Genomic DNA, 25,784 nt, shown 5'->3' with positions numbered 1-25,784 from the left:
CCATGATTAACTGGATTGTTTCTTTTGCGGTTAAACGCCGCATGATGGTGCTTGCGCTAACATTTTTATTTGCTGGGTTTGGTGTGTATAACATCCAAAACTTAGCGGTAGATGCTGTCCCCGATATTACCAACGTGCAAGTGCAAATTAATACTAAAGCGCCTGGTTTTACACCGCTTGAAGCCGAACAGCGTATCACTTACTTAGTCGAAACGGCGATGGCGGGTATTCCTAAGCTTGATTACACACGTTCGCTTTCTCGCTATGGGCTTTCTCAAGTAACCGTTATTTTTGATGAAGGCACCGATATTTATTGGGCGCGTCAGCAAATTGGTGAACGGATTCAAAGTATTCGCGCCGATTTACCTAATAATATTGAGCCAAACCTTGGACCTATTGCCAGTGGTTTAGGTGAAATATTTACCTACAGCGTGCATGCAAAGCCCAATGCGTTAAAAAGTGATGGTACGGCGTATAACGCCGAAGACTTACGTACTTTGCAAGATTGGGTTATTCGTCCGCAGCTTTTAAAAGTAAAAGGCGTAACCGAAATAAACAGCCAAGGTGGCTTTGAGCGCCAGTACCAGGTTGCGCCCATGCCAGAAAAGCTCATTGCTTATAAGCTGACAATCAAGGATGTTATTAGTGCACTTGAGCTTAATAACAGCAACCGTGGTGCTGGTTATATAGAGCGCTTTGACGGCCAATATTTAGTGCGCTCGCCTGGGCAATTAAAAACCTTAGCCGATATAGCAAACACCGTTATCGCTAAGCGTGATGATGCTCCTGTGCGAATTAAAGATGTGGCAAATGTGTATTTAGGAAAAGAACTCAGAACCGGCGCGGCTACCTATAATGGCGAAGAAACCGTACTAGGCACGGCAATGATGCTAATAGGTGAAAACAGCCGTGTGGTTGCCAAAGCCATGGCTGATAAGTTGATAGAGGTACAAAAAAGCTTACCTGCAGGGGTTATCGTTGAGCCTGTCTATGACCGTACTAACCTGGTTGATAAAACCATTGCCACAGTTCAAAAAAATCTGTTTGAAGGGGCGGTATTAGTTATCGTCATTTTACTGTTATTGCTTGGGAACATCACTGGTGCGCTTATTACCGCCATGGTTATTCCGCTGAGTATGCTATTTGCTATTACTGGTATGGTGGGCAATCGAGTCTCGGGTAACTTAATGAGCTTAGGCGCAATCGATTTTGGATTAATTGTAGATGGCGCGGTGATTGTGGTTGAAAACTGCCTTCGTCAATTAGGGATGGCTCAACATAAACATGGGCGCTTACTTACACTCAGTGAGCGTTTAAAAGTTGTCACTTCAGCCACCAAAGAAGTGTTTAGCCCCGCCGTATTTGGTATTTTAATTATTATGTTGGTGTATTTACCGCTATTTGCGCTCAGTGGTGTTGAGGGCAAAATGTTTCAGCCTATGGCGTTTACTATTATTGCTGCGTTAATAGGTGCACTTATTTTTGCTGTTACCTTTGTGCCGGCGGCAATTGCCGTATTTGTGCGTGGTAAAGTAGATGAAAGCGAAAATGCAGTAATGCGTGGTGTTAAAAAAATCTACAAGCCACTGCTTAACTTATCGCTTAAATTACCGTGGGTGATGGTGAGCATTGCCACGGTTTTAGTACTAGTACTTGGCTTTAAAGTTAAAAATATGGGCGCCGAATTTTTACCCCAGCTAGATGAAGGTGATATTGCAATGCATGCGCTGCGTATTACTGGCACCGGTATTGAACAATCGGTGCAAATGCAAAAGCAGTTGGAGCAGGCTTTATTAGCACAACCCGAAATTGCGAACGTATTTTCGAAGATTGGTACTGCGGATGTAGCCAGCGATCCTATGCCGCCAAATGTTGCCGACACCTTTTTAATGTTAAAGCCGTCCGAGCAATGGCCAAACCCATCACTGAGTAAAGACGCGTTAGTGCAGCAAATTCGTCATCGCGTGAATGAGGTACCGGGTAATAACTATGAATTTACCCAGCCTATAGAAATGCGCTTTAACGAGTTAATTGCTGGTGTGCGTGCCGATGTAGCGCTGCGTATTTACGGTGACGATTTAGCCATACTTAAGCAGTTTGGCGAAAAAGCCACTGGTTTAATGCGAAATATTACCGGTGCTACTGATGTTCGTTTAGAACAAATACAGGGGCTGCCTACACTTTCTGTTACTCCAATGCGAGACCACATGGCGTTATTAGGATTAACTGTAAACGACATTCAACAAACGCTTGCCGCTGCCGTTGGTGGGGTGCAAACAGGGCTCATTTATGAGGGTGATAAGCGCTTTTCGTTACTAGTACGCTTAGATAAGCGTTGGTCTGATGATGTCTCTGCGCTTGCGCGTTTACCTATTGCATTACCTCAAAGTAGTAACCCTGAGCTTGCATTTGTACCGCTTGGAGAAGTGGCTACAATCAGCATTGAAAAAGGGCCGAATCAAATAAACCGCGAAAGTGGTAAGCGTAATGTGGTAGTAACGGCCAATGTAGCGGGGCGCGATTTAGCAAGCTTTGTCAGTGATGCCCAAGCGAAAATGAACGCACAACTTAACCTACCTAGCGGTTACTGGCTTGAATACGGCGGTACGTTTGAGCAATTACAATCGGCGAGTAAACGTTTGTCGTTGGTTGTGCCTGTGACTTTATTGCTTATTTTTGGCTTACTTTATAGTGCTTTTGGCTCGCTGCGTGATTCACTCATTATATTCAGTGGCGTACCACTGGCACTAACCGGTGGGGTATTAGCATTATTGCTACGAGATATGCCGCTTTCTATTTCAGCGAGTGTGGGATTTATTGCTCTAAGTGGGGTTGCGGTATTAAACGGTGTGGTGATGCTGTCGTTTATTAAGCAGTTACGAAATGAGGGATTAAGCTTATACCATGCAATACATAGCGGGGCATTACAGCGATTACGCCCAGTGCTAATGACCGCGCTTGTGGCAAGTTTAGGCTTTATACCTATGGCGCTCAATACCGGTACCGGCTCTGAGGTGCAAAGGCCATTAGCAACCGTGGTTGTAGGCGGTATTATGTCATCTACCTTACTAACGCTATTAATTTTGCCAGCACTTTATAAGTTAGTGCATACAAAATTTAAAAAGCCGCAAACAGCTTAACTAATTACCAATTAGGTAATAACGTAAAAAGCAGCTGAAGTGTCAGCTGCTTTTTCGTTTTTATTAAGTAAAGCGTGCAGTTTAATTATATTGAAACAGGTTATCCCAGCGCTCATCTAATATGGCTTTTGCGTGCTCTAGATTTATCGCGTTATATAGGGTGTTTGTGCAGGTTACTAAATGCATACGTTCAAGTTTTTCAAGCGCATCACTAATTTCAAAATCTAGCTCGCATTGATACTTAGTTTTAAACCACGTCTCTATTTGCTCATCAAGCGCGTGTGCGCTTAAGCCATTTTTAGATTTTAGTAAAAACGTATACGCAAGCAGGGCTTCTTTAATGTCTTCTTCTTCGGCAGCGTCTATCAGAGTGTGGAATACACCGGCGTTGTTATCTAGGTTTTTAAAGTAGAGATTATCGCTCAACGCTTTCATAAATTTAATTTTGCGGTTTTTAAATTTACTCCACTCTTTAAAAACAAAACTACCAAATACCCCAATACCAATCGCTAATGTAATAAAGTGCTGCTGAGTCAAGGTAACGGCTTCATCTCTAAACCCTCCCCAAAATGCAAACAAAGCAAACAATAAAAGTAATGAGGCGCCCAGTTTGGTAACTAACACCACCGCACCGCCAATAAGTGCAGATGAGCCAATAATAATTTTATCAATCGGGCGCATCCGCACTTCGCTATTCGGAAACAGCATTTCTAAGTCAGCTTTTGGCACATTTTGAAATAGTTTTACTATGGTAGAACTTGGCTCAAACCCCATAGGTAGTTTATTTTTTGATTCAAAATAGGCTTTATCTTTAAAGCGAATAAATACCGCTACGCGGTCGTAGTTGGTAAAATGCAGTGGCTTTTTACGTAAGCCCCAAAAGCTGGTTATGGTTTCGGTGAGTTGCGATTCGCCTCTGCGATAAAAGACCACTTCTTCAAAGTCGTCAAACTCTACCTCTAGGCGTACCTTAAAAAGCGATTCTTCGTTGAGTGCATCTTGTAGGTCTTCATTGGTGATCACTTCAAAATTAGCCGCATTTAATACGTTGGCAAAATCTTTAGCAAAATCGCGTTGGCACTGGGCTTTTTGCTCTTTCGAGACAGGAGCTAACGAGCGAGTGTCGCTATTAGGATCAAACGGTGCGTAATTGTTTTTTAGTGACTCAAGGGTTGAGTGGTAATTATAATGAATCAGGCTGGCGAGCACGTCGCAAAACTGTTTGAAAGAGGTTTGTTGTGCACTATCGGCAAGCTCTTGGCTGCACATGCCTATGATATCTTGCTTTCTAAAAGGAATAAAACGCGCAGTTTGCATAATTAATAATTGTCAGAAAAGTATAATGGCATTGAGCAATAATAAAGTACTCTGGGAAGTATTACTATTTTGCCAATGTTAAATCTATAAATAATAAGGCGTTATATTTTCAGGTTAGATTAACCTAACTGTGCGATGATGCCAGTACCCGCTAAAAATATTAATCTCAGTAGTTAAAAGGATGTTTAATGGCTATACAAAAAAAGCTCAAGCAAAAAACACGTCAGTTTATTGAGTCTAAAAATATGCTCAGCGGTATTACGTTTGCCTCATTTTTAGAATCCACCATAGTGCCCATTCCACTTGAAGCAGTACTGGTGCCATTAATGCAGGCAAGGCGTGAAAAACTGTGGCAAATTGCCCTTATGGCCACAATCGGCTGTGTTATTGGGGCGTTGTTTGGTTATGCGTTGGGTTATTATTTATTTGATGTAGTGGGCGATTGGATCATTAATACCTTTTCTAGTCCTGAACAGTTTGAAAACGTTAAGCAAAAAATGCAGGCACAAGGTTTTTGGTTTGTATTAAGCTTAGGTATTGTGCCTATTCCGTTTCAAATTGCGATGTTGGCCGCTGGTGCAACTAAGTATTCGCTGGCACTGTTTTTAGTGGCATCTGCGATTGCGCGCTCTATACGCTATTTTGGATTAGCGTTAGTGGTATATTATGCAGGCAATCAAGCTGAGCGACTTATCAGTAAACATAAAACTAAAACCATGATTGGGTTAACTATTTTAGTTGCTATTGGCTGGATTGTTAGCACACTAATATAAATCAATCCGTTTTATAATTTGTGGTATAGTTTTTAATAGTAATTATAAAAATAATGTAAATATCGCCTATGATGAACCCGGAAAAAGTGAGTTTAAAGTTAAGCCATTTTGTTAAAATTACCAGATTAAATAAGCTGTTAATTTTGATGACGCTGGCGTTTATTATCGCTTTCTCAATTTTTTCGTTGATGTACTTTCCCCCATTAGACATAACCCAAAACCTCTATGGCTTTACCACTGACTTTATTAATTTAGTGGTGATTTTTGCTATTTTTTTTGTAGTGCAATGTTCACGGTTAGCTAAAAAAGCGTATTTATATGTCAGTATCGGTTTAATGCTATGGATTGTAGGCTCTACTGCCGATGTGCTTGATGAAGTAATACGTCAGCCTTTTTGGATAAGCAATTACGTAGAAGACTTATGTCGCACATTAGGTATGCTAATTACCGCTTATGGTTTATTTAAAACCATGCACTTTATGCAGCGAATGCACAACCGGTTAGCGCAAGAGTTTATTATGGATGATTTAACCAAAGTGTATAACCGTCGCTGCTTTTATCAGCATGTGAAGGGGGTTGTTAATAATCCTTTCACTGTTTTAATTATAGATCTCGACCACTTTAAACGTATTAATGACGATTATGGCCACGATGTGGGCGATAAGGTGCTTAAACAGTTTGCTGATAAAGTGAACCGTCTTTTTAAAGATGAAAATATTTTTGCTCGTATAGGTGGTGAGGAGTTTGCCGCTTACCTGCCTAGTTATGAGCTTGATGAAGTACTTAACTTTTCGCAGACTATTCTAGAGACGGCTCGTACTATTACAGTACAAAATCAGCGTTCTTTAACGGTCAGTATCGGTATTGCACATCGTACAAGCGACCAGACCTTTGATAATGTAATGAAACGTGCTGATCAAGCATTATACCGCGCTAAAAAAGCAGGCCGTGATCGCCTTGAGGTTGCTTAAACATCGTAATTTTATGGTATAAGCTTTGTTTGTAATTTTTTTGGGTACTTGTTTTGTAAAATAAAAAAGGGACTGTATGGATGAGTTAATCGGATTAGCAATCATTATATCTATTGCGATTGTTGCAGGAGGCGTATGTGGTTTAGTTGCCTTAGTGCAATTAAACGGCTTAAAACAAGAGATTGCAGTATTAAAATTCAAGCTATCACAGTATGAGTTAAACCCAAATACAGTCCCTAGCGAATCCCCTGTAAACACACAACCAGATAACGCAAAATCTTTAAACCGCGCAGACATTCCTGATTCTGATTATAAACCTGCGAGCATTAAACATACGCCACTACCTAAAGTAGCAATTAAAAAGCCATCGAGTATTGAACTGCTTTTTAAACAATTACGTGCAGGCTTTGAACGAAACTGGATGACCTGGATTGGTGCTATTGCTTTGGCTTTAGGTGGCGTGTTTTTAGCCAAATACAGTTTAGAGGCGGGGCTACTTTCACCTGCAATGAGGCTCAGTGCCGGTGGATTATTTGGCATTGGCTTAATCGCAGCAGCGTATTATTTACATTATAAACGTATTGTTTTTGAAGGCTTTAATAATTACATTCCTGCAGCCCTTGCCAGTGGCGGCTTTATGACTTGCTTTGCCTTAATGTTTTTGGCCTATAACAGCTTTACCATGCTAAGTGCTGAGTGGGCATTTATTGGCTTAGCAGTGATTGCTCTTTGCGCCAGTGCAATGGCGATTAAGTTAGGTCCTTTACTTGCTGTAATTGGCATTATAGGCGCATACAGTGTTCCTATTTGGGTAAATACGGGCAGTGGTCAGTTATTTTCTTTACTTATTTATGTTGCCCTTGTGAGTGTTGCCGCAGCGGTTGTGGCACATAAAGTACAGCGAGTGTGGTTGTGGTATTTACTATGGGTAGGGCATATAGGCTGGTACTTGGTTGGACTCACTCTATTTAACTACGACACAGTGTGGTTAATAGGCGCTTATGCGTTACTAAGTATTTTAGGCTTAATCGCTATTGCACGTTTAGGTTTGGGCTTTATTACCCTTGAAGTGCGCCCGCACAGCTTCAAACGATTAGTTAACTTATTTCCAGATCACGGATTATTACTGGCCTTTATGGCGCCTTTAATGATTGCCATGCTATTGAGTTTGTTTAATTTACAATGGCAAATCGTGGCGTTGTTAAGCATCGCTTTGTTACTATTTTTAGTGTTAAAAAATAGCCGTTGGGATGCATGGCAAGGGGTTTCTTTAGTGATTGCGCTGTTACTAGTGATCAGTGCTAAACAAACTTATGCCTTTGATGATGCGTTATTTATTTTTAAAAACGAATATGGGCTAGGCTTATTACTTGCTCTGGGGTTAAGTGGCTATGGACTCTATTTTGGTAATAAATACTCAAAACGATTAGCTTTTCATTTGCTTGCTTCATTAAGTGTGTTTGCATTAGTTGGCACTTTGTATGCGATGATCCCAAATACGGCTTTAGCAACCGCTTATCCACTTTGGGCGGTATTGTTATGTTTAATGAGTGCGGTGTTAATTAAATTTACGCAAAATAATACAACCTTATGGCAGCGTTTTAGTTATTGGGTGGGAGCAAACGCCAATATCACTTTAGCAATTACTATGCTACTGAGCGATAGCGGCCTTACCATTGCACTGGCTTTTCAAGTATTACTGCTGAGCTTATTAATAAAAAAATACAGTGTGGCTATGCCACACTGGCCAATAAAAGCCCTTGTGGCGGCATTACTTTTACGCCTTACCTTATCGCCGTGGACGCCTAGTTATGATTCTCTAACTATCTTTGGTTTGCATTGGAGCTTAGTTGTTTACCCGCTGTGTATTGGGTTATTTTTTGCAGCGGCTAAATGTTTTAATACTTCAAAACTAAAAATATGGTTAGAGGGGGCAGCACTGCATTGTTTAGCGTTATTTGTGACAACCGAAACCAGTTATCAACTGGTAGGGCACTACCCTCAGTTGTTTTCTTTAAGTTTTTATGAGCAAGTTTTGCTCAGCTGTAACTTGCTTGCTTTAGGCTGCGTTTATTTATATCGCGCGCAAAGTGCAGGGCAGCTGGGTAAGTTATACCGCACTGCAGGTTTGATTTTATCAGCGTTAGCTGGCTTATTATTAATCAATACAACGTTGGATGATAATCCGTTATTAATGCGTCTTTATGTTGGTGAAACGCCAATATTTAACTGGGTGCTTTTAATCTGGTTTATTCCGAGCCTGCTAGCGTTATGGTTAGCGAGTTTAGTTAAATCGTTAAATGCTAAATTGAGTCAAATTACACTCGGTGTGTCTGGTTTATTAGCGATGTTAGCTATCAATACCTTGATCCGCCAATATTGGCAAGGCAGCTTTATTTACCTTGATAAGGCAACCAGTGACGCCGAGCTATATAGCTATTCGGTTATTTGGTTATTACTTGGCGCATTGGTGGTGATCGCCGGACATTTAAAACAGCTGCGGTTATTACAAAATGTCGGTTTGGGGATTCTTGGTGCGGTAATCGTTAAAGTATTTTTAATTGATATGGCTAATTTAACTGGGCTTTTAAAGGCATTATCGTTTATTGGCTTAGGGCTTTCGTTAGTCGGGCTTAGTTGGTTGTTCCAAAAACTAAGAAAGCGTAATTATAGCAATTAAGCATAGCTTTAAGCCCAGTATTTTACTGGGCTTAAGCGTTTATTGGGGGTTAAGTACTATGATTAAGCAGGGCCTTAAGTTTACCTGGTTTTACTGGTTTACTTAGGTAATGAATATTTTCAGCTTTGGTTGTTTGTTTTAGCTCGGTGTCACGCACCGCGGTAATTAAAATTGCCGGAATGTCGCTTTGCCAAGTCTCTCGCAGTGTTTTAATTAAAGTAATGCCATCCCAATCATTACCTAATTGATAATCCATTAAAATAACATCGGGCGCTGCATGCGCTTTAGCATACGCTAACACAGCATCAACTTTGTCGAATAAGGTGTAATTTGCCCGCCATTTTTTCAATAAGCTGGCCATCGCGGCTAAGTTTTCAGGATCGTCGTCAACGGCAATAATATTAATCGCAGCGCGGTTGTCTACGATATTTTGATTTGTTTGTTTTTGTTGCACTAATTGCGCATCACCATAAGGCACTTCTATACTAAATCGACTGCCTTTATTAGGTAAAGAAACCACATCAATCGGCAGGCTCAGTAAATCAGCCATACGTTTAACTACCCCTAGACCAAGGCCTACGCCTTTATTGTCGCCCGCTTCAATTCGGTAAAAGTCGTTAAATATTTTTGCCTGTTCAATATCGCTAATGCCCGGGCCTGTATCCCATACTTCTATTCGTAAACTGTGTTTACGATTTCTGCAGGCAATTAGCACTCGGCCATTTTCGGTGTATTTAATCGCATTAGACAGCAAGTTTTGTAGTATTCGGCGCAAGTAGGTAATGTCACTATGCACTATTTGCTTATTTGAGCGCACTGTAAATGACAGTCCTTTATCGCTTGATAAAATGGCATATTCACTTTTGAGAGGGTCTAAAATATCGTCAATACAAAAGTGACGTGGGCTTGGGGTCATTGCGCCTTGTTCTAATTTTGCAATTTCGAGTAAGGCCGACATTAAATGCACAGTTGAATCTAAACTGTCGCCAAGCTTATTAAAATTATTTTTATTCGTGGTGTCTAGTTGTGTTTCGTCAATCGCGGCAAGGTATAAACGTGCAGCATTTAATGGCTGTAAAATATCGTGACTGGCCAATGCTAAAAAGCGAGTTTTACTATCATTAGCTTGTTCTGCCTCACGCTTGGCTAAAGTAAGTGCTTGCTCTGTTTGTACGCGGCTATCTATTTGTGCTTGTAGATTACTATTAATCGTTTGTACTTCTTGGGTGCGCGCTTCAATACGGTTTTCTAAGTCCATATTAATTTCTTCTAGCGCATTTTGAGTACTAATGTGAGTAGTAATATCAGAAAAACTAGTCACAAATCCGCCATCAGGAAGTGGGTTACCGATCATTTCATACACTTGGCCGTTTCGACGATGGCGAATAAAGTGATGTGAACTACCATTTTTTAAATGCTGAACTCGCTTATCAACATGACGGTCAATTTCACCTGGGCCACATTCACCGCGCTCTGCGTTATACCGGATTATTTCCTCAATAGGTTGGCCAACTTGTAAAAAGCCCTCGGGGTAGTTAAACATTTCACTGTAGCGCTTATTCCAAGCCACGAGGTTTAGGTCTTTATCAACAACGGATAGGCCATGGCTTAAGTTCTCTAACGAGGTAAACAATAAGTTTTGATTAAACTGCAGTGCTTGTGTGGTTTCATCAAAAAAGTTTACCACCTCTTCAAACGCCATGCGTTTGCCCGATGATACGGTATGAATAAGTGCTTGCGCCGACGAGGCACCTAATACCCCAGTAAGCGCACGTTCGCAGTAAGCAATAAAGTCAGCGCGAGGGTGAGCATTGTTGTCGTTTAAGTCGTGATGAAGCGCATAGTGTGATAATACTTGCTGGCTACGTTGAATGCCTAAAAAGGTTTGCAGCAGTATTTTAAAGTCGTATACCGTGGCTTTTACATTTTTATTTAATCGACGCGATAAAATAGCCTGATCTTTAGGATTAACAAAAGCAGCCGCTTGAATTTTGTCGATTAAGCGCTCTTCAGCCCCTAGCGAAAAACTAATGTAACAGCCAATATTAGCAAACAAAGCGATAAGTGTACCGCGCGTTATTAGGGTTTGTTGTAACTCACTGTCTAGTGGGTTGGGGGCATCTAAAATAGGCAACATTAAAAACAGCACCCAACATATCACGCCGGCGAGTAGTCCAGCATAAACCCCATAGGCATGGCCTTTTCGCCAATATAAACCACCCACAATGGCAGGCAATAGTTGCGATACCAATGAAAAAGCAACTAACCCCATACTAGCCAGTGCACTGCCATTTCCAAACCATTGCTGATAGAAGTAAGCTAAAATAAGTACTCCGGCAATGGTAAATCGACGCACTAGTAAAATACGTGATTTATAGCTGCTGGTAATTAAGTTACGTTTAAATTTACGACGTAACATTAACGGCAGTACCACATCATTTGAGATCATGGTACTTAACGTTAATGTGGCTACAACAATCATGGCTGTAGCTGCTGAAAGCCCCCCGATAAACACAAACGTAGTCAAAAAAGCATTATTGTGCAGCATAGGTAAGGCAAGTACAAAGCTGTCTGGTGATAAGCTGCGGCCTATTTCTGGGTGAATCGCAGCGGTGGCAATAGGTAAAATCATTGCTGCTGTTAGCAATAAATACAGCGGGAAGGCCCAACGCGCAGTGAATAAATGGCGCTTATCTTGGTTATCGACCACGGTTACATGAAATTGGCGTGGCAAACAAATAATAGCCGCTGCTGCCATAAGTGACTGGCCGATAAAATTAAAACTAAAAAAGTCAAAGTGTGTCCAGTGCATCCAAATAGACTCGGCAACTTGACTGCTACTTTGGGTAGGTAAATTAAATAAGCTGTATATCGCAAGCCCTGCAACGGCGGCTAAGGCAAACAGTTTAACTAGAGATTCAAACGCCACAGCGAGCATTAAACCTGAACGGTATTCGGTTACATCAACTTTGCGCGTACCAAAAAATATAGCAAATAGCGCCATCATTAACGTGGCCGATAGCGCTAAAATATCCCCTGATATCTGATTGCTGTTTTGTAGGAGTAAAAAGCTAGAGCTGAGTGCTTTTAATTGCAATGCAATGTACGGAATGGTGGCCAATAAGGCGATTATTGTCACCATAATGGCGGTGGTTTGACGCTTACCATAGCGGGCTGAAATAAAGTTGGCAATAGTGGTGATATTTTGTTTTTTACTCACCAGTACCAGTTTACGTAAAAAGCCTTGACCGAAAAAAAACAATAAAGCGGGGCCTAACAATATAGGTAAAAAACTCCAGCTGCTGGTCGCTGCTGTGCCTACTGAGCCGTAGTAAGTCCATGAAGTGCAATAAATACCTAGTGCAAATGAATACACAAACGGGTGATGACTAATACGCTTGGCAAGTGGCGTGGTTTTATCCCCCCAATTAGCCAGCCAAAACAGCACGCCTATGTAGCCAAAGGCAACAATGAGTAGTACAGCCGTCATGTTTATTTAACCTTGTAGAATATTTTTATAATTTGCCATAACTATACCCAAACTATTTCAAGATGCGAGCGTCAGTTGGCGTTTGAGGTAGTTTGGGTTTTTACAATATTTTGTTGCGGGTTAAATAGGGGGGTATACATTTTATTTATATTATCTATAAATAAAATAAAGAATTGATTTTTAATGATTTATTTTAAATTGGTTATTTAGTTAGACTAATGTCTTATTCCCACGCTTTACTCAAAAATTGGCGTAAACACCTCGCAAATAAATTAATTAACTTACTGAAATTAAAGTAGTTCACTTGTTGTTTACTAATTAAGCGCCTACAGTTTACGAAAACGTTAACATGTTGTTACGACTATTGTCGCAATTCAATATTTGAGTAGCGTTGCTAAATTGATTAACGAATATAAAAAACCACCCATCGTAATCTTGCGATGTTTAAAGGGGAAAATAAAAATGGCTTTTAAAAATGAAGAACAAGCAAAAGCTTATTGGGCAGAAAACATTTCATTACTGTTTAAGTTATTAGCGGTATGGTTTGTGGTCTCTTTTGGCTTTGGCATATTACTTGTAGATGTACTAAATGAAGTACGTTTTTTTGGGTTTAAACTTGGCTTCTGGTTCGCCCAGCAAGGCGCGATTTATACCTTTGTAGCTTTGATTTTTGTGTACGTTTTCAAAATGAATACGTTAGATAAAAAATATGGCGTAGACGAATAGGAGCTAAGCAATGGATGTTCAAATACTCACTTTTATAATCGTCGGTTTAAGCTTTGCGCTTTATATCGGCATTGCAATCTGGGCTCGTGCAGGGTCAACAAATGAATTCTATGTTGCCGGTGGTGGTGTACCTCCACTAGCCAATGGTATGGCAACTGCTGCGGATTGGATGAGTGCTGCGTCATTTATTTCAATGGCAGGTATTATTTCGTTTGCTGGCTATGACGGTAGTGTTTACTTAATGGGGTGGACGGGTGGTTATGTACTACTGGCCATGTGTTTAGCGCCTTACTTACGTAAATTCGGCAAGTTTACTGTGCCAGACTTTATCGGGGATCGTTACTACTCACGTACTGCGCGTTTAGTGGCTATTTTATGTGCCATCTTTATTTGTTTTACTTACATTGCGGGTCAAATGCGTGGTGTGGGTGTGGTGTTCTCTCGTTTCTTAGAAGTTGAAATTGAAACCGGCGTTTACATCGGCATGATTATTGTTTTCTTTTATGCTGTACTTGGTGGCATGAAAGGCATTACTTACACGCAAGTTGCGCAGTACTGTGTACTGGTATTTGCTTATTTAGTACCGGCTATTTTCATCTCGATGATGGCAACCGGTCACTTTTTCCCACAAACAGGGTTTGGTGCCACGCTAAGTGATGGTTCAGGCATGTATGTATTGGATAAATTAGATGGTTTAAGTACTGAGTTGGGCTTTGGCCAATACACTGAAGGCTCGAAGAGCATGATTGATGTATTTGCAATCACAGGTGCTCTTATGGTGGGTACTGCTGGTTTACCACATGTAATTGTTCGCTTTTTCACTGTACCTCGCGTAAAGGACACACGTATTTCAGCAGCGTGGACACTGGTGTTCATTGCTATTGTTTACACAACAGCACCCGCAGTAGCTTCGTTTGCCCGTGTAAACATGATTGACACCATTAATGGTAAAGACGGTAGCGGCACAGCGTATGCAGATGCGCCTGCATGGATCAAAAACTGGGAACGTACGGGCCTAATCACCTTTAATGATAAAAATGGTGACGGCAAAATGTTTTACACATCAGGTAAAATCACTGACCCTAATAGCGCGAACGAAGTAAACGTTGACCGCGATATTATGGTACTAGCGAACCCTGAAATTGCCGACTTACCAGCATGGGTTATTGCACTCGTTGCTGCTGGTGGTATTGCCGCGGCACTATCGACTACAGCGGGCTTACTATTGGTTATTTCAACCTCAGTATCGCACGATTTGCTAAAACGGACACTCAAACCGGATATAACCGACAAGCAAGAATTACTTGCAGCGAGGTTAGCAGCGATGATTGCTATTGTAATATCCGCCTACTTTGGGATTAACCCGCCAGGATTTGTGGCCTCGGTTGTTGCCTTTGCCTTCGGCTTAGCGGCGGCGAGCTTCTTCCCTGCAATTATTATGGGTATTTTCTCTAAATCAATGAATAAACATGGTGCAATTGCAGGCATGGTAACGGGTATCACCTTTACTGCTGCATACATCATCTACTTCAAGTTTGTGAGCCCAGAGCTTAATAGCCCAGAAAATTGGTTCCTAGGTATTTCACCTGAAGGGATTGGTTTAGTAGGTATGATCATTAACTTTGCAGTAGCAGCAGGTGTTATGAAAATGACTCAACCGACACCAGTTGAAATTCAAGAAATGGTTGAAGGCATTCGTAATCCTAAAGGGTCTAGTGAAGCACATGCTCACTAATCCATATAGCTAATGATATAACGCATCAAAGCCCGACTTAAGTCGGGCTTTTTATTTGTTTAAAAAATGACTACATTTCAGGTTAAGTCGCTTTTTTATTGAGGATGATTTATGAGTAGTGAGCAACAGGAAGTCGCGCAGTTTATTAACAAGCAAGCACCATTTTCAATGTTACAGGACAGCGCCTGCAGTTATTTTGTTAACCATCTCGATAGTATTTATTTGACCCGAGAAAACCAAACGCAATGGCTTAACAGTGAACAGCCTAAGTTATTTTTAATCCGCTCCGGGTTATACGATTTAGTCGATGCCAAAGGCGATACGGTAACGCGTTTAACCCAAGGTGATTACTTTGGTTACCCCTCTTTACTAACGGGAGATGCAATTCAAAACAGTTTAGAAGTACAAAAAGAGGGCATAGTGTATATGCTCGACCAAACGCATTTTGATTATTTACGCCGAGAATATAAAGCCTTTGAGCAATACTTTGTCCGTGCACATGCAAATCGATTACTGTCATCGCATTATAAGAGCAACAACGACAGTTGGTCTGAGCGTAAAATATCAGAGATCATGACTCGCAAAGCGATAACGCTGCCCCCCGATGCCAGCATCCGTCATAGTGCTAAAAAAATGCAAGAGCATGGGGTTTCTTCAATAATGATCACCGAAAACTCGCACCTTGTTGGGGTGGTTACTGACCGTGATTTACGTAATCGAGTGCTTGCTGATGAGGTGGACCCCGCGCAAGCTATCAATAGTATTATGACCAATAAGCCTAAGTTTATATTTGAAAATAATCGTGTGTTTTCAGCGCTACACTTAATGCTTAAGCATAATATTCATCATTTACCTGTGCTTGATGAAAATCATAAACCGCTAGGTATGATCACTAGTACAGACTTACTACGCCAACAAAAAAGCGACCCTGTCCAGCTCATTGGTCGTATTTATAAAGCGCATAATGTCGCTGATTTAAAGCGTTACGCTAAAGAAATTCCTGAGTTATTAAAGGGGTTTTCTAATAATATTGACGATATTTCACTGATTGGAAAACTACTCAGCGGTTTAACCGATGCGCTAACGTCGCGGCTAATATTTTTATTTCAACAACAACATGGTGTTGCACCTACGAGCTTTAGCTTTATTTGTTTTGGCTCTCAAGCGCGCGAAGAGCAAACACTGCATTCTGATCAAGATAATGGCTTGTTATTACCCGATGGTCTAAACGATGAGCAGCACGCGTACTTTAAACAAATGGGTGAATTTGTTTGTGAAAACTTAGTTGAATGCGGTATTCGTCGTTGCCCTGGTAACATTATGGCCAGCAGTGATGCGTGTCGAATGAGTGTTAGTGATTGGCGGGCGAAGTTTTTAAAGTGGATCACCAGCCCCACACCCCAGGCAATGCTCAACTGTAAAATATTTTTTGATCTGCGTTTTATTGAAGGATCAACCACGCTTTATAGCCAGTTTTGTGAAGAGTTAACCCATATTTCTCGCAACGATCTTTTTTATGCGGCAATGGCCAGCGATGTGAATACCAACAGCGCGCCGATTGGTTTATTCAATAACTTTAAAACCGAGAAAACCGAGCAGCACCACAAATACATCGATCTTAAAAAACGCGGAGTTGTGATCATTAACGATCTGGCAAGGCTGTATGCATTAAAAGTAGGCATCCGCCGTGCTAACACCCAAGAGCGATTAGACGCTTTATTAAAGTATTCATTGTTAAGCAAAGAAGATATTTATAATTTAAAAGATTGTTGGCGATTTTTAACTCAGCTTCGGCTGCGCACACAAATAAACGAAGAGGGGTTACCCAGCAATTGTATAAACCCAGATAAGCTCAATTCGTTAGAGCGTCATCAGCTTAAAGAAGCGTTTTACCTAGTAAAACAAGCGCAGCAAGGCGCGGCGTTTAAATTTGCGCGTGGGAGTTTGTAACAACAATGGTTAAGCAGCTTATTACTCGTTATTTAAAGCGCCGCCACTTGCTCATGCAAAGTGCTTTAAAGCAACGTTACTTAGTGATTGATTTGGAATTAACAGGGCTTGATCCTAAACAACATGAAATTGTCTCGGTTGCTTGGGTACTGATTGATAACGAATGTATCAAAAACAGTCAGTCGCAGCATTTGGTTAATAAAGAGGTGAAAAGTCTAGAGCAGAGCCCCGTTTTTCATGGCATTAGTACTGACTCTGTGGCACAAGGGCAAAGTCTACAAAGCATTATAACGTCTTTAAGCGCTCACTTTAGTGACTGTATTTTAGTATTTCATAATGCCATGCTCGATTGGGGTTTTTTAAAGTTAGCACTAAAAAATGCAGGGATCACCCAGCGCCCCAAGTTGATTATCGATACCTTACAAATAGAAAAAAAGCGTCTGCTAAAGCATAGCTCAGATATAAAATTAGACGATTTAACTCTTAATGAATGTCGTAAACGCTACGACTTACCAAGCTATCATTGTCATCACGCCCTTACCGATGCACAAGCTACTGCTGAGTTGTTATTAGCCCAATGCCATCAAATAAGCGCCGGTAAGGAGCTCAAAGTAGGCGAGTTGACGTAGGTTGGGCAGAGCGAAGCGAAACCCAACCTATAAAGAATGCATAAATACTTGGTTAATGAGGCAGTTTACTTTTGTTTTTATTTGTATAATTATGGGAACGTGTGATTTATTATGAATTCAAGGAACGAATATGAAACTTATCATCGCTATTTTTATTACCTTATTCCCTCTTATTACTTTTGCTAATTCAAGCGTGCCAGCTAATCGTCATATTTCAGTGCAGGGGTCAGCTGAGGTATTTGTTGAGCCTGATATGGCTCAAATTATATTTGAAGTAAAAAGCACTGAAGATACATTACTTGAGGCTAAACGTGAGCTTGATGGCCGGATTAGCTTGCTACTTGAACAATCAGACAAATACGGTTTTGGCCAAGACGATGTTTATATATCTGGTTTAAAAAGCAAGTTATACACTATGATTGGTACAGAATCTGGGACTGTTTCAGGCGATAAGTATTTAGCCCTGAAAACAGTTAAAGTCACATTAAAAGATATTAAAAAAGTCGATGAATTTATTAATTTTGCTCAAAGCTTAAAAATAGACAATATCGAAAAAATTAATGGTTTATCCTCTAAAGTTAATCAGTTAGAGGCAGAGGCAACACAATTAGCAATCGATAACGCAAAAGCGAAGGGAAATAAGCTCGCTCAAGCTTTTGGCGCTGAACTTGGCAACGTTTACAGTATCAGTGCAAATTCCAGCAGCTCAGATTACGATTATGACGCGGGCGGTGTTAAGCACATTATTTTATCTAGCCACAGAAATAGTATGGTTGCTAGTAATAACGAGAATCCATTTATGCAGCAGCAATATTTAGGCGCAACAATAAGCGTTAAAGCATCAATAAAGGTGGTGTTTGATTTAAAACTAAAATAGCAAACAGTGCAAATACCCACTAGCAGGGCTAAAAGTAAAAGTGCAGTGTGTGTTGATTATGACGTTAATTTAAAGTTTCTAATGCTTGGCTCTTATAATCACAGGCAAGGTCGATTACAATACCGCCATCTAAAAGGCGACGCTGCCTTTCTCTGTACGTAACTAGAGTGGATTTTATATTTCATGGCAATCAAACTTGCAATTAATGGTTTTGGTCGTATTGGTCGAAATATTGTCCGTGCACTATACGAATCAGGCTTAAGCGACGAGATCAAAATTGTTGCAATTAACGAACTAGCCGACCCTGAAGCTATTGCCCATTTATTAAAATACGACACCTCTCATGGTCGTTTTGCTTTTCCAGTTAAACTAGGTGAAGACACTATCAGCGTTGCTGATGACACCATTGCGTTATTTTGTGAACAAAATCCAGTTGAATTACCGTGGCAAACGTTAGATGTTGACGTGGTGCTTGAATGTACGGGGGTTTACCACTCACGTGAGCATGCACAGTTACATTTGACTGCGGGTGCAAAAAAGGTGCTGTTTTCACATCCTGCGGATAATGATGTTGATGCCACTATTGTTTACGGTATTAATGACGATGAGCTTAAAAGCGAGCATACTATTGTCTCTAATGGCTCGTGTACCACCAACTGCGTTGTTCCTGTTATTAAAGTACTCGATGATGCCTTTGGCATTGAATCAGGTGCTATTACGACCATTCATGCGTCAATGAACGATCAGCAAGTGATTGATGCGTATCATCATGATTTACGCCGTACGCGTGCCGCCAGCCAGTCTATTATTCCTGTAGATACAAAATTAGCCCGTGGTATAGACCGTATTTTACCTAAATTTAAAGGTCGCTTTGAGGCCATTGCGGTCCGTGTACCGACCATTAATGTGACGGCGATGGATTTAAGTGTCACGGTTAATGCAGATGTAGATTTAAGTGCGGTTAATAATGCCCTTAAAGCACAAGCTAAAGACCGCCTTGAAGGTATTTTAAGTTACACCGAAGAGCCGTTGGTATCGGTTGATTTTAACCATGACCCACATTCTTGTATCATAGATGGCACACAGACACGTGTTAGTCATAAACGACTGATAAAGTTATTAGTTTGGTGTGATAACGAGTGGGGGTTTGCGAATCGCATGCTCGATACCGCGCGTGCTATGATGGCATTTAAGTAATATTTAAAACGTATTTTTCAGGTTCAGTATCGTTAACTAAGGAGATGTTCATGTCGGTCATTAAAATGGCAGATTTAGATTTAAACGGCAAACGCGTATTAATTCGTGAAGATTTAAATGTACCCGTTAAAGCAGGAAAAGTGACGTCAGATGCACGTATTCGTGCTGCGTTACCTACTATCAAACTAGCGTTAGAGAAAGGCGCGAAAGTGATGGTTATGTCACACCTTGGCCGTCCTACGGAAGGGCAATACGAAGAAGAGTTTTCATTGGCTCCGGTTGTCGATTACTTAAATGATGCACTTGAGCAAACAGTTCGCCTAGAAAAAGATTACCTAAACGGCGTTGATGTTGCAGATAACGAAGTCGTTGTTTTTGAAAACGTGCGTTTTAATAAAGGCGAGAAAAAAGACGACGAAACCTTATCAAAGCAACTCGCTGCATTATGTGACGTGTACGTAATGGATGCTTTTGGTACTGCGCATCGCGCACAAGCATCAACGCATGGTGTAGGTTTATTTGCTGATGTAGCGTGTGCCGGTCCATTATTATCGGCTGAACTTGAAGCGCTAGGCAAAGCACTTGATAACCCAGCACGCCCGCTCGTGGCGATTGTGGGTGGCTCTAAAGTGTCAACTAAGTTAACTGTACTTGATTCGTTATCTAAAATTGTTGACCAGCTTGTTACGGGTGGCGGTATTGCTAATACCTTTATTGCAGCTGCAGGTTACCCTGTAGGTAAGTCACTTTTTGAGGCTGACTTAATGGACGAAGCTAATCGCTTATGTGCAGCAGCAAAAGCTAACAATGGTGAAATTCCAGTACCGACTGATGTCGTCGTGGGTAATGAATTCTCAGAATCAGCTGTAGCAACACTTAAAGATGTAAGCGAAGTTACCAGCGACGATATGATTTTTGATATTGGCCCTGATACAGCAAACAAACTTGCAAAAATTATTGCTAATGCGGGCACCGTTGTATGGAATGGCCCAGTCGGTGTTTTTGAATTTGATCAGTTCGGTAATGGTACACGTGCTATTGCCCAAGCAATTGCTGATTCAAAAGCGTTTTCAATTGCAGGCGGTGGTGACACTTTAGCAGCAATTGACAAGTACGGCATTAGTGACAAAGTTTCGTATATTTCTACCGGTGGTGGTGCTTTCTTAGAGTTTTTAGAAGGTAAAAAACTGCCAGCAGTAGTGATGTTAGAATCACGTGCTAAGTAATACGTAAAGTATTAGCTAGCCGTTAGGCAGATGTGGAGTGTCCGCATCTGCTACACTTAACTGATAAATACCTCTCACTTTTATTTATTAGTTATTTAATTCGAATTTTAGGCATTGAGCTTTAAGGTTCGAGGTGCAGTTATTGCACCAAACTAACAAATCCGTTCAAACTAGATAGTTTAATGACTATCGATAAATTGGAGAATACCCAATGGCTTTAATCAGTATGCGACAACTTCTGGATCATGCCGCTGAGCATGGTTACGGTGTACCCGCGTTTAATGTAAATAACCAAGAGCAAATGCGCGCAATTATGGAAGCGGCTGATAAAACAAACAGCCCTGTTATTGTGCAAGGTTCTGCGGGCGCACGTGCGTATGCCGGTGCACCTTTTATTCGTCATATGATTTTAGCGGCAGTTGAAGAATGGCCACATATCCCCGTGGTTATGCATCAGGATCACGGTACATCACCGGGTGTATGTCAGCGTTCAATTCAGTTAGGTTTTTCATCAGTAATGATGGATGGCTCGTTAATGAGCGATGGTAAAACTCCGTCAAGCTACGATTACAACGTTGATGTAACACGTAAAACAGTTGAAATGGCACACGCATGTGGTGTTTCAGTTGAGGGTGAGCTAGGTGTATTAGGTTCACTTGAAACCGGTGAAGCGGGTGAAGAAGACGGCGTTGGCGCTGAGGGTAAACTTACCACAGAGCAAATGCTAACGAATCCAGAAGAAGCAGCTGATTTTGTAAATAAAACCCATGTTGATGCGCTGGCTATTGCCTGTGGTACATCACACGGTGCCTACAAATTTACGCGTCCACCAACCGACGACATTTTAGCAATTGATCGTATTAAAGAAATTCATGCGCGTATTCCAAACACGCACTTAGTAATGCATGGCTCGTCTTCTGTACCACAAGAGTGGTTAGAAGTGATTAACCAATACGGTGGCGAAATTCCTGAAACATACGGTGTGCCAGTTGAGCAAATTGTTGAAGGTATTAAATACGGTGTGCGTAAGGTAAACATTGATACTGACTTACGTTTAGCGTCTACCGGTGCAATCCGTCGTCATTTAGCAATGAACCCGTCTAACTTCGACCCACGTAAGTTTTTAGCCGCTGCAACACAAGCGATGACTGATATTTGTATCGCCCGTTACGAAGCGTTTGGTACTGCGGGTCAAGCAAGTAAAATTAAGCCAATTTCATTGGATGAAATGCACCTTAAATACTTAAGCGGTGAGTTAAACCCAAAAATAAAATAATGAGCCAATAACGGCGATACTCTCGCACTCATTATAAAAAGCCAGTTGCTTACGCACTGGCTTTTTTGATCTGTAAGAGATCAGTATTTTACTTACCGATAAATCTGGGATCACTCGATTACTAACTAACCTTATCTGGGATCATTACTTTACTAAGTGAAGGGCTTAAAGTGACGCATTTTGTACTTTTAAGTGTCGAACATCATAATTAATGGATAAAAATCACACAGTAAATCATTGGTTTAGCTTTGTTAGTGGGTAAAATAGTGATCCGAAAAGGGATCTGCTTGATAAAACTCTGATCCTTGTATTTAAGATCTTAATAAACCTGATCTAAATAGGTGCCGACTTTTATTATTAAGCCTAAAAATAGCTGCTAGTTAGTAATTTGATGATCCCAAGTTAATATCATAAATAATGCCTTTAATAACGACTCACTTTACTGCAAACCACTTTTTTATTTACTGCTCAAGATGATAAAAATATGACATATTCAATTTTTTGTTACTATTTTGTGTTTTTTTTAGTCTCATTTTAATTTAGACGTTACACTTTAATAAAAATGTCATACTTAGTCATAATAATGAAACCTACTCAATAGCCTAAGAGATAAATTGGAATGTCACGTAAAGTATTAGTCGTTGATGACGAAGCACCTATCAGGGAAATGTTGGTTTTTGTTTTAGAACAAAATGGCTTTCAAGCCATTGAGGCAGAAGATTATGATTCTGCAATAGCCGCAATGGTTGAACCTTATCCAGATATGGTGTTACTCGATTGGATGCTACCTGGTGGTAGTGGAATTCAAATTGCTAAAAAATTCAAACAAAATGAACACACACGCCAAATCCCTATCATTATGCTGACTGCTCGCGGTGAAGAAGAAGACAAAATACGCGGTTTAGAAGTGGGCGCTGATGATTACGTTACTAAGCCGTTTTCACCTAAAGAGTTAATGGCGCGTATTAAAGCGGTTATTCGCCGAGTAGCACCTACCTCTTTAGAAGAAGCAATTGAAGTGCATGGCCTGCGCTTGGACCCTATTTCGCATCGTGTTACCTCAGGGGGCAGTGAGCTTGATATGGGGCCAACCGAATTTAGACTGTTACACTTTTTTATGACCCATCCAGAGCGTGTTTACAGCCGTGAGCAACTGCTTGATCATGTATGGGGAACGAATGTGTATGTTGAAGACAGAACCGTAGATGTTCATATTCGTCGCTTGCGTAAAGCGATTGCTACGCTTGGACATGACCGCTTAGTACAAACGGTACGCGGAGCTGGTTATCGCTTTTCGAGTAAACTATAGTGTGCTTACAATTAAGCTTACTTAGTTAAGTAGCAATCTATTAACCTAGTTCAGTCAACTTGTCTGCTAGCGTTTATAAGGTAAAGAGCGTGTATGTATCGAGTTATTAACAAGCAGGCGCTAACAAAGCGGCTGTTTGTCTATTTTATACCTTTACTTTTAATTGGGGTGCTTATTGGTGCCCCATTTTTGATGTTGTTTTTGGGCGCTTTTTCGCTACTTATGTGGCATTACCATCAACTTTATCGGTTAAGTGATTGGCTGCATAACCAGCGCAGTTTTAACCCACCAGAAGGTGAAGGGTCGTGGGAGCAAGTATTTGAAGGCATCTATCAGCTGCAACATCGTAATCGTAAAAAGCGTAACGAACTGGCAGAGCTGATACGCCGTTTTCGTGACGGTGCTGAGGCGGTGCCTGATGCTGTTGTTGTATTGCAAAACGATTTATCAATTGTGTGGTGTAATCAACTTGCACTCAAAGTGTTAGGGTTACAATGGCCGGTTGATCATGGTCAGCGTTTAGATAACCTCATTCGCGATCCTAAATTTGCTAAATATATGCGCCGTAAAGAGTTTAGTGATGCACTGGAGCTTGAAAGTGGCCACAGTGTTGAGCAAGTTCTTGAATTTAGGGTGATGCCTTATGCTAACACTCAGTTATTGGTGGTAGTACGCGATGTCACCCGTTTAAAGCAGCTTGAGCAGATGCGTAAAGACTTTGTTGCTAATGTGTCTCATGAGCTCAGAACCCCTTTAACGGTTGTTACCGGCTACCTTGAAATGCTCGACAGTGATTCGCTCCCTCCGCCTGCAATGTGGAATAAAGCACAAACTACCATGCTAGAGCAATGTAAACGCATGGATAGTTTAGTGAATCAGTTACTTTCTTTATCACGTATTGAAGGCGCAAAACGCCACAGTAATGATAAGGCAGTAAAGGTACCGCAATTGCTAAAACTGATTGAAACTGAGGCACAGTCTATAAATCAAGATAAAGGCCATCAACTTATTTTTAATATTGATGCGTCACTTGATATTACCGGTGCTGAGGATGAGCTCAGAAGTGCGTTTTCAAACTTAGTATTTAATGCCATTCATTATACTAAGCCAGGTGGTAAAATTGAGGTGTGTTGGCAGCGCAACAATGAACAGGCATGTTTTAGTGTTACCGATAATGGTGATGGTATTGCACCAGAGCATATAAATCGCTTAACTGAGCGTTTTTATCGGGTCGATAAAGCCAGAAGCCGCACCACAGGTGGCTCAGGATTAGGCTTAGCAATTACTAAACATGTACTTACTCGCCATGGTAGCCAATTAAAAATTAACAGTGAACTGGGTAAAGGCTCCTGTTTTTCTTTTGCGTTTTCAAGCGATAGGCTGATCTCTATTTCGCCATTAGTGACGAGTAATACTGCTAGTCATAAAAGTGTCATTTAAGAGTCACACCATTGTCATGTACTCACTTTAGAGTGAACCGCAGTTAGGAAATGGGACGAACAAACTGGAGAACCCCAAAATGAAATTTAAAAACTTAGTTGCCGCAATGGGTGTGGCTGTTACAACATTTGTATCTGCGCAAGCAGTAGCATTAGAAGACGGTATGCCTGAGTATCAAAAAATTAGCGGTGTATCAGGTAACTTTTCATCGGTAGGGTCTGATACGTTAGCCAACATGATGACCTTTTGGGCTGAAGAATATAAGCGTATTTACCCAAATGTAAATATTCAAATTCAAGCGGCAGGTTCGTCTACTGCGCCACCAGCATTAACAGAAGGTACGGCAAATTTAGGTCCAATGAGCCGTGCTATGAAGTCGAAAGAAATTGAAGCATTTGAAAAGCGCTATGGCTATAAGCCAACACAAGTACGTGTAGCAATTGATGCATTGGCGGTATTTGTTCATAAAGATAACCCAATTGAAGGGCTGCGTATTGACCAAATCGATGCTATTTTCTCATCAACACGTAAATGTGGCGCACCAGAGCAAGTAAACCGCTGGAGTGATGTTGGTCTAGAAGGTGATTGGGCTGCAAAAGACGTGCAATTATATGGACGTAACTCAGTATCAGGGACTTACGGTTACTTTAAAAAGAAAGCCTTATGTAAAGGCGATTTTCGTAATAACGTGAACGAGCAACCGGGCTCAGCTTCTGTTGTACAGTCAATTTCAGCATCACTAAATGCCATTGGTTATTCTGGCATTGGTTATAAAACATCGGGTGTACGCACTGTTCCGTTATCTAAAAAAGGTACTAACTTTGTAGATGCCACGCTTGAAAACGTAGCACAAGGTAAATACCCACTATCACGTTTCTTATATGTTTATGTAAATAAACACCCAAATAAGCCACTTGGCCCAGTTGAAGCTGAGTTTTTAAAGATGGTACTTTCGCAAGAAGGTCAAAAAATTGTAGAAAAAGATGGTTATGTGCCACTTTCTGCAAAGCTAGTTGAAGTTGAGTTGAAAAAGTTAGGCTTAAAATAA

At 40.9% G+C, this 25,784-nt stretch carries 17 protein-coding genes; 15 read left to right on the top strand and 2 right to left on the bottom strand.

Features of this window, described 5'->3' with window-relative positions; all coding sequences use genetic code 11:
• Positions 1-2 precede the first annotated feature (2 nt).
• Complete coding sequence (locus PISS_RS12555; protein ID WP_058155195.1) at positions 3-3,140, top strand: efflux RND transporter permease subunit; 3,138 nt, start codon at positions 3-5, stop codon at positions 3,138-3,140.
• A gap of 81 nt (positions 3,141-3,221) precedes the next feature.
• On the opposite strand, the gene PISS_RS12550 is transcribed toward PISS_RS12555, so the two are convergent.
• Complete coding sequence (locus tag PISS_RS12550) at positions 3,222-4,457, bottom strand: TMEM143 family protein (protein ID WP_058155194.1); 1,236 nt, start codon at positions 4,455-4,457, stop codon at positions 3,222-3,224.
• 188 nt (positions 4,458-4,645) lie between these two features.
• On the opposite strand from PISS_RS12550, the gene PISS_RS12545 reads away from it, so the two are divergent.
• The 3 genes from PISS_RS12545 (at position 4,646) to PISS_RS12535 (ending at position 8,881) form a co-directional block, all read left to right on the top strand.
• Positions 4,646-5,230: a YqaA family protein gene (locus PISS_RS12545; protein WP_058155193.1), complete on the top strand. Its 585-nt coding sequence runs from the start codon at positions 4,646-4,648 to the stop codon at positions 5,228-5,230.
• Positions 5,231-5,301: 71 nt separating this feature from the next.
• Positions 5,302-6,201 carry a GGDEF domain-containing protein gene (locus PISS_RS12540; protein ID WP_058155192.1) on the top strand — a complete coding sequence of 300 codons (900 nt, stop codon included), beginning with the start codon at positions 5,302-5,304 and terminating at the stop codon, positions 6,199-6,201.
• 76 nt (positions 6,202-6,277) lie between these two features.
• Complete coding sequence (locus PISS_RS12535; protein ID WP_058155191.1) at positions 6,278-8,881, top strand: DUF2339 domain-containing protein; 2,604 nt, start codon at positions 6,278-6,280, stop codon at positions 8,879-8,881.
• A gap of 49 nt (positions 8,882-8,930) precedes the next feature.
• Here the strand turns inward: PISS_RS12535 and PISS_RS12530 are convergent, their stop codons facing one another.
• Positions 8,931-12,371, bottom strand: a complete 3,441-nt coding sequence (locus PISS_RS12530) for a hybrid sensor histidine kinase/response regulator (protein ID WP_058155190.1) — start codon at positions 12,369-12,371, stop codon at positions 8,931-8,933.
• A gap of 462 nt (positions 12,372-12,833) precedes the next feature.
• Here PISS_RS12530 and PISS_RS12525 point away from each other — a divergent pair, with 462 nt between their 5' ends.
• The 11 genes from PISS_RS12525 (at position 12,834) to PISS_RS12475 (ending at position 25,784) form a co-directional block, all read left to right on the top strand.
• The gene (locus PISS_RS12525) at positions 12,834-13,097 is read left to right on the top strand and encodes a DUF4212 domain-containing protein (protein WP_008464847.1); all 264 of its coding nucleotides are present in this window, start codon (positions 12,834-12,836) and stop codon (positions 13,095-13,097) included.
• 10 nt (positions 13,098-13,107) lie between these two features.
• Positions 13,108-14,832 (top strand): sodium:solute symporter family protein, encoded by a 1,725-nt coding sequence (locus PISS_RS12520; RefSeq protein ID WP_013465754.1) that lies wholly within the window; start codon positions 13,108-13,110, stop codon positions 14,830-14,832.
• A 111-nt stretch (positions 14,833-14,943) separates the two neighbouring features.
• Positions 14,944-16,782: a DUF294 nucleotidyltransferase-like domain-containing protein gene (locus tag PISS_RS12515; RefSeq protein WP_013465753.1), complete on the top strand. Its 1,839-nt coding sequence runs from the start codon at positions 14,944-14,946 to the stop codon at positions 16,780-16,782.
• Between the two features lie 5 nt (positions 16,783-16,787).
• Positions 16,788-17,411 carry a 3'-5' exonuclease gene (locus PISS_RS12510; protein ID WP_024602352.1) on the top strand — a complete coding sequence of 208 codons (624 nt, stop codon included), beginning with the start codon at positions 16,788-16,790 and terminating at the stop codon, positions 17,409-17,411.
• Positions 17,412-17,541: 130 nt separating this feature from the next.
• Positions 17,542-18,288 (top strand): SIMPL domain-containing protein, encoded by a 747-nt coding sequence (locus PISS_RS12505; RefSeq protein ID WP_058155189.1) that lies wholly within the window; start codon positions 17,542-17,544, stop codon positions 18,286-18,288.
• A 183-nt stretch (positions 18,289-18,471) separates the two neighbouring features.
• Complete coding sequence (gene epd, locus PISS_RS12500) at positions 18,472-19,485, top strand: erythrose-4-phosphate dehydrogenase (protein ID WP_016900482.1); 1,014 nt, start codon at positions 18,472-18,474, stop codon at positions 19,483-19,485.
• 50 nt (positions 19,486-19,535) lie between these two features.
• Positions 19,536-20,711, top strand: coding sequence for a phosphoglycerate kinase (locus PISS_RS12495; protein ID WP_016900480.1), 1,176 nt, complete (start codon positions 19,536-19,538; stop codon positions 20,709-20,711).
• Positions 20,712-20,922: 211 nt separating this feature from the next.
• Positions 20,923-21,987, top strand: a complete 1,065-nt coding sequence (gene fba / locus PISS_RS12490; protein WP_008111197.1) for a class II fructose-bisphosphate aldolase — start codon at positions 20,923-20,925, stop codon at positions 21,985-21,987.
• A gap of 619 nt (positions 21,988-22,606) precedes the next feature.
• Positions 22,607-23,296: a phosphate regulon transcriptional regulator PhoB gene (phoB, locus tag PISS_RS12485; RefSeq protein ID WP_013465747.1), complete on the top strand. Its 690-nt coding sequence runs from the start codon at positions 22,607-22,609 to the stop codon at positions 23,294-23,296.
• Positions 23,297-23,389: 93 nt separating this feature from the next.
• The gene (phoR, locus tag PISS_RS12480; RefSeq protein WP_016900478.1) at positions 23,390-24,736 is read left to right on the top strand and encodes a phosphate regulon sensor histidine kinase PhoR; all 1,347 of its coding nucleotides are present in this window, start codon (positions 23,390-23,392) and stop codon (positions 24,734-24,736) included.
• A gap of 79 nt (positions 24,737-24,815) precedes the next feature.
• Positions 24,816-25,784, top strand: coding sequence for a PstS family phosphate ABC transporter substrate-binding protein (locus PISS_RS12475; protein ID WP_013465745.1), 969 nt, complete (start codon positions 24,816-24,818; stop codon positions 25,782-25,784).

This window comes from Pseudoalteromonas issachenkonii, assembly GCF_002310795.1.
Classification (GTDB): domain Bacteria; phylum Pseudomonadota; class Gammaproteobacteria; order Enterobacterales; family Alteromonadaceae; genus Pseudoalteromonas; species Pseudoalteromonas tetraodonis.
Note: the sequence above shows the minus strand (reverse complement) of the source record. Positions and strands in the feature narration are given on the sequence as shown.

What these genes read in the sequence shown, in the direction of transcription:
- PISS_RS12545 (WP_058155193.1), top strand. Translation starts at nt 4,646, where the DNA reads ATGGCTATACAAAAAAAGCTCAAGCAAAAAACACGTCAGTTTATTGAG.
- PISS_RS12505 (WP_058155189.1), top strand. Translation starts at nt 17,542, where the DNA reads ATGAAACTTATCATCGCTATTTTTATTACCTTATTCCCTCTTATTACT.
- PISS_RS12540 (WP_058155192.1), top strand. Translation starts at nt 5,302, where the DNA reads ATGAACCCGGAAAAAGTGAGTTTAAAGTTAAGCCATTTTGTTAAAATT.
- phoR (WP_016900478.1), top strand. Translation starts at nt 23,390, where the DNA reads ATGTATCGAGTTATTAACAAGCAGGCGCTAACAAAGCGGCTGTTTGTC.
- phoB (WP_013465747.1), top strand. Translation starts at nt 22,607, where the DNA reads ATGTCACGTAAAGTATTAGTCGTTGATGACGAAGCACCTATCAGGGAA.
- PISS_RS12535 (WP_058155191.1), top strand. Translation starts at nt 6,278, where the DNA reads ATGGATGAGTTAATCGGATTAGCAATCATTATATCTATTGCGATTGTT.
- PISS_RS12510 (WP_024602352.1), top strand. Translation starts at nt 16,788, where the DNA reads ATGGTTAAGCAGCTTATTACTCGTTATTTAAAGCGCCGCCACTTGCTC.
- PISS_RS12530 (WP_058155190.1), bottom strand. Translation starts at nt 12,371, where the DNA reads ATGACGGCTGTACTACTCATTGTTGCCTTTGGCTACATAGGCGTGCTG.
- PISS_RS12475 (WP_013465745.1), top strand. Translation starts at nt 24,816, where the DNA reads ATGAAATTTAAAAACTTAGTTGCCGCAATGGGTGTGGCTGTTACAACA.
- PISS_RS12520 (WP_013465754.1), top strand. Translation starts at nt 13,108, where the DNA reads ATGGATGTTCAAATACTCACTTTTATAATCGTCGGTTTAAGCTTTGCG.
- PISS_RS12550 (WP_058155194.1), bottom strand. Translation starts at nt 4,457, where the DNA reads ATGCAAACTGCGCGTTTTATTCCTTTTAGAAAGCAAGATATCATAGGC.
- PISS_RS12515 (WP_013465753.1), top strand. Translation starts at nt 14,944, where the DNA reads ATGAGTAGTGAGCAACAGGAAGTCGCGCAGTTTATTAACAAGCAAGCA.
- PISS_RS12525 (WP_008464847.1), top strand. Translation starts at nt 12,834, where the DNA reads ATGGCTTTTAAAAATGAAGAACAAGCAAAAGCTTATTGGGCAGAAAAC.
- PISS_RS12555 (WP_058155195.1), top strand. Translation starts at nt 3, where the DNA reads ATGATTAACTGGATTGTTTCTTTTGCGGTTAAACGCCGCATGATGGTG.
- fba (WP_008111197.1), top strand. Translation starts at nt 20,923, where the DNA reads ATGGCTTTAATCAGTATGCGACAACTTCTGGATCATGCCGCTGAGCAT.
- PISS_RS12495 (WP_016900480.1), top strand. Translation starts at nt 19,536, where the DNA reads ATGTCGGTCATTAAAATGGCAGATTTAGATTTAAACGGCAAACGCGTA.
- epd (WP_016900482.1), top strand. Translation starts at nt 18,472, where the DNA reads ATGGCAATCAAACTTGCAATTAATGGTTTTGGTCGTATTGGTCGAAAT.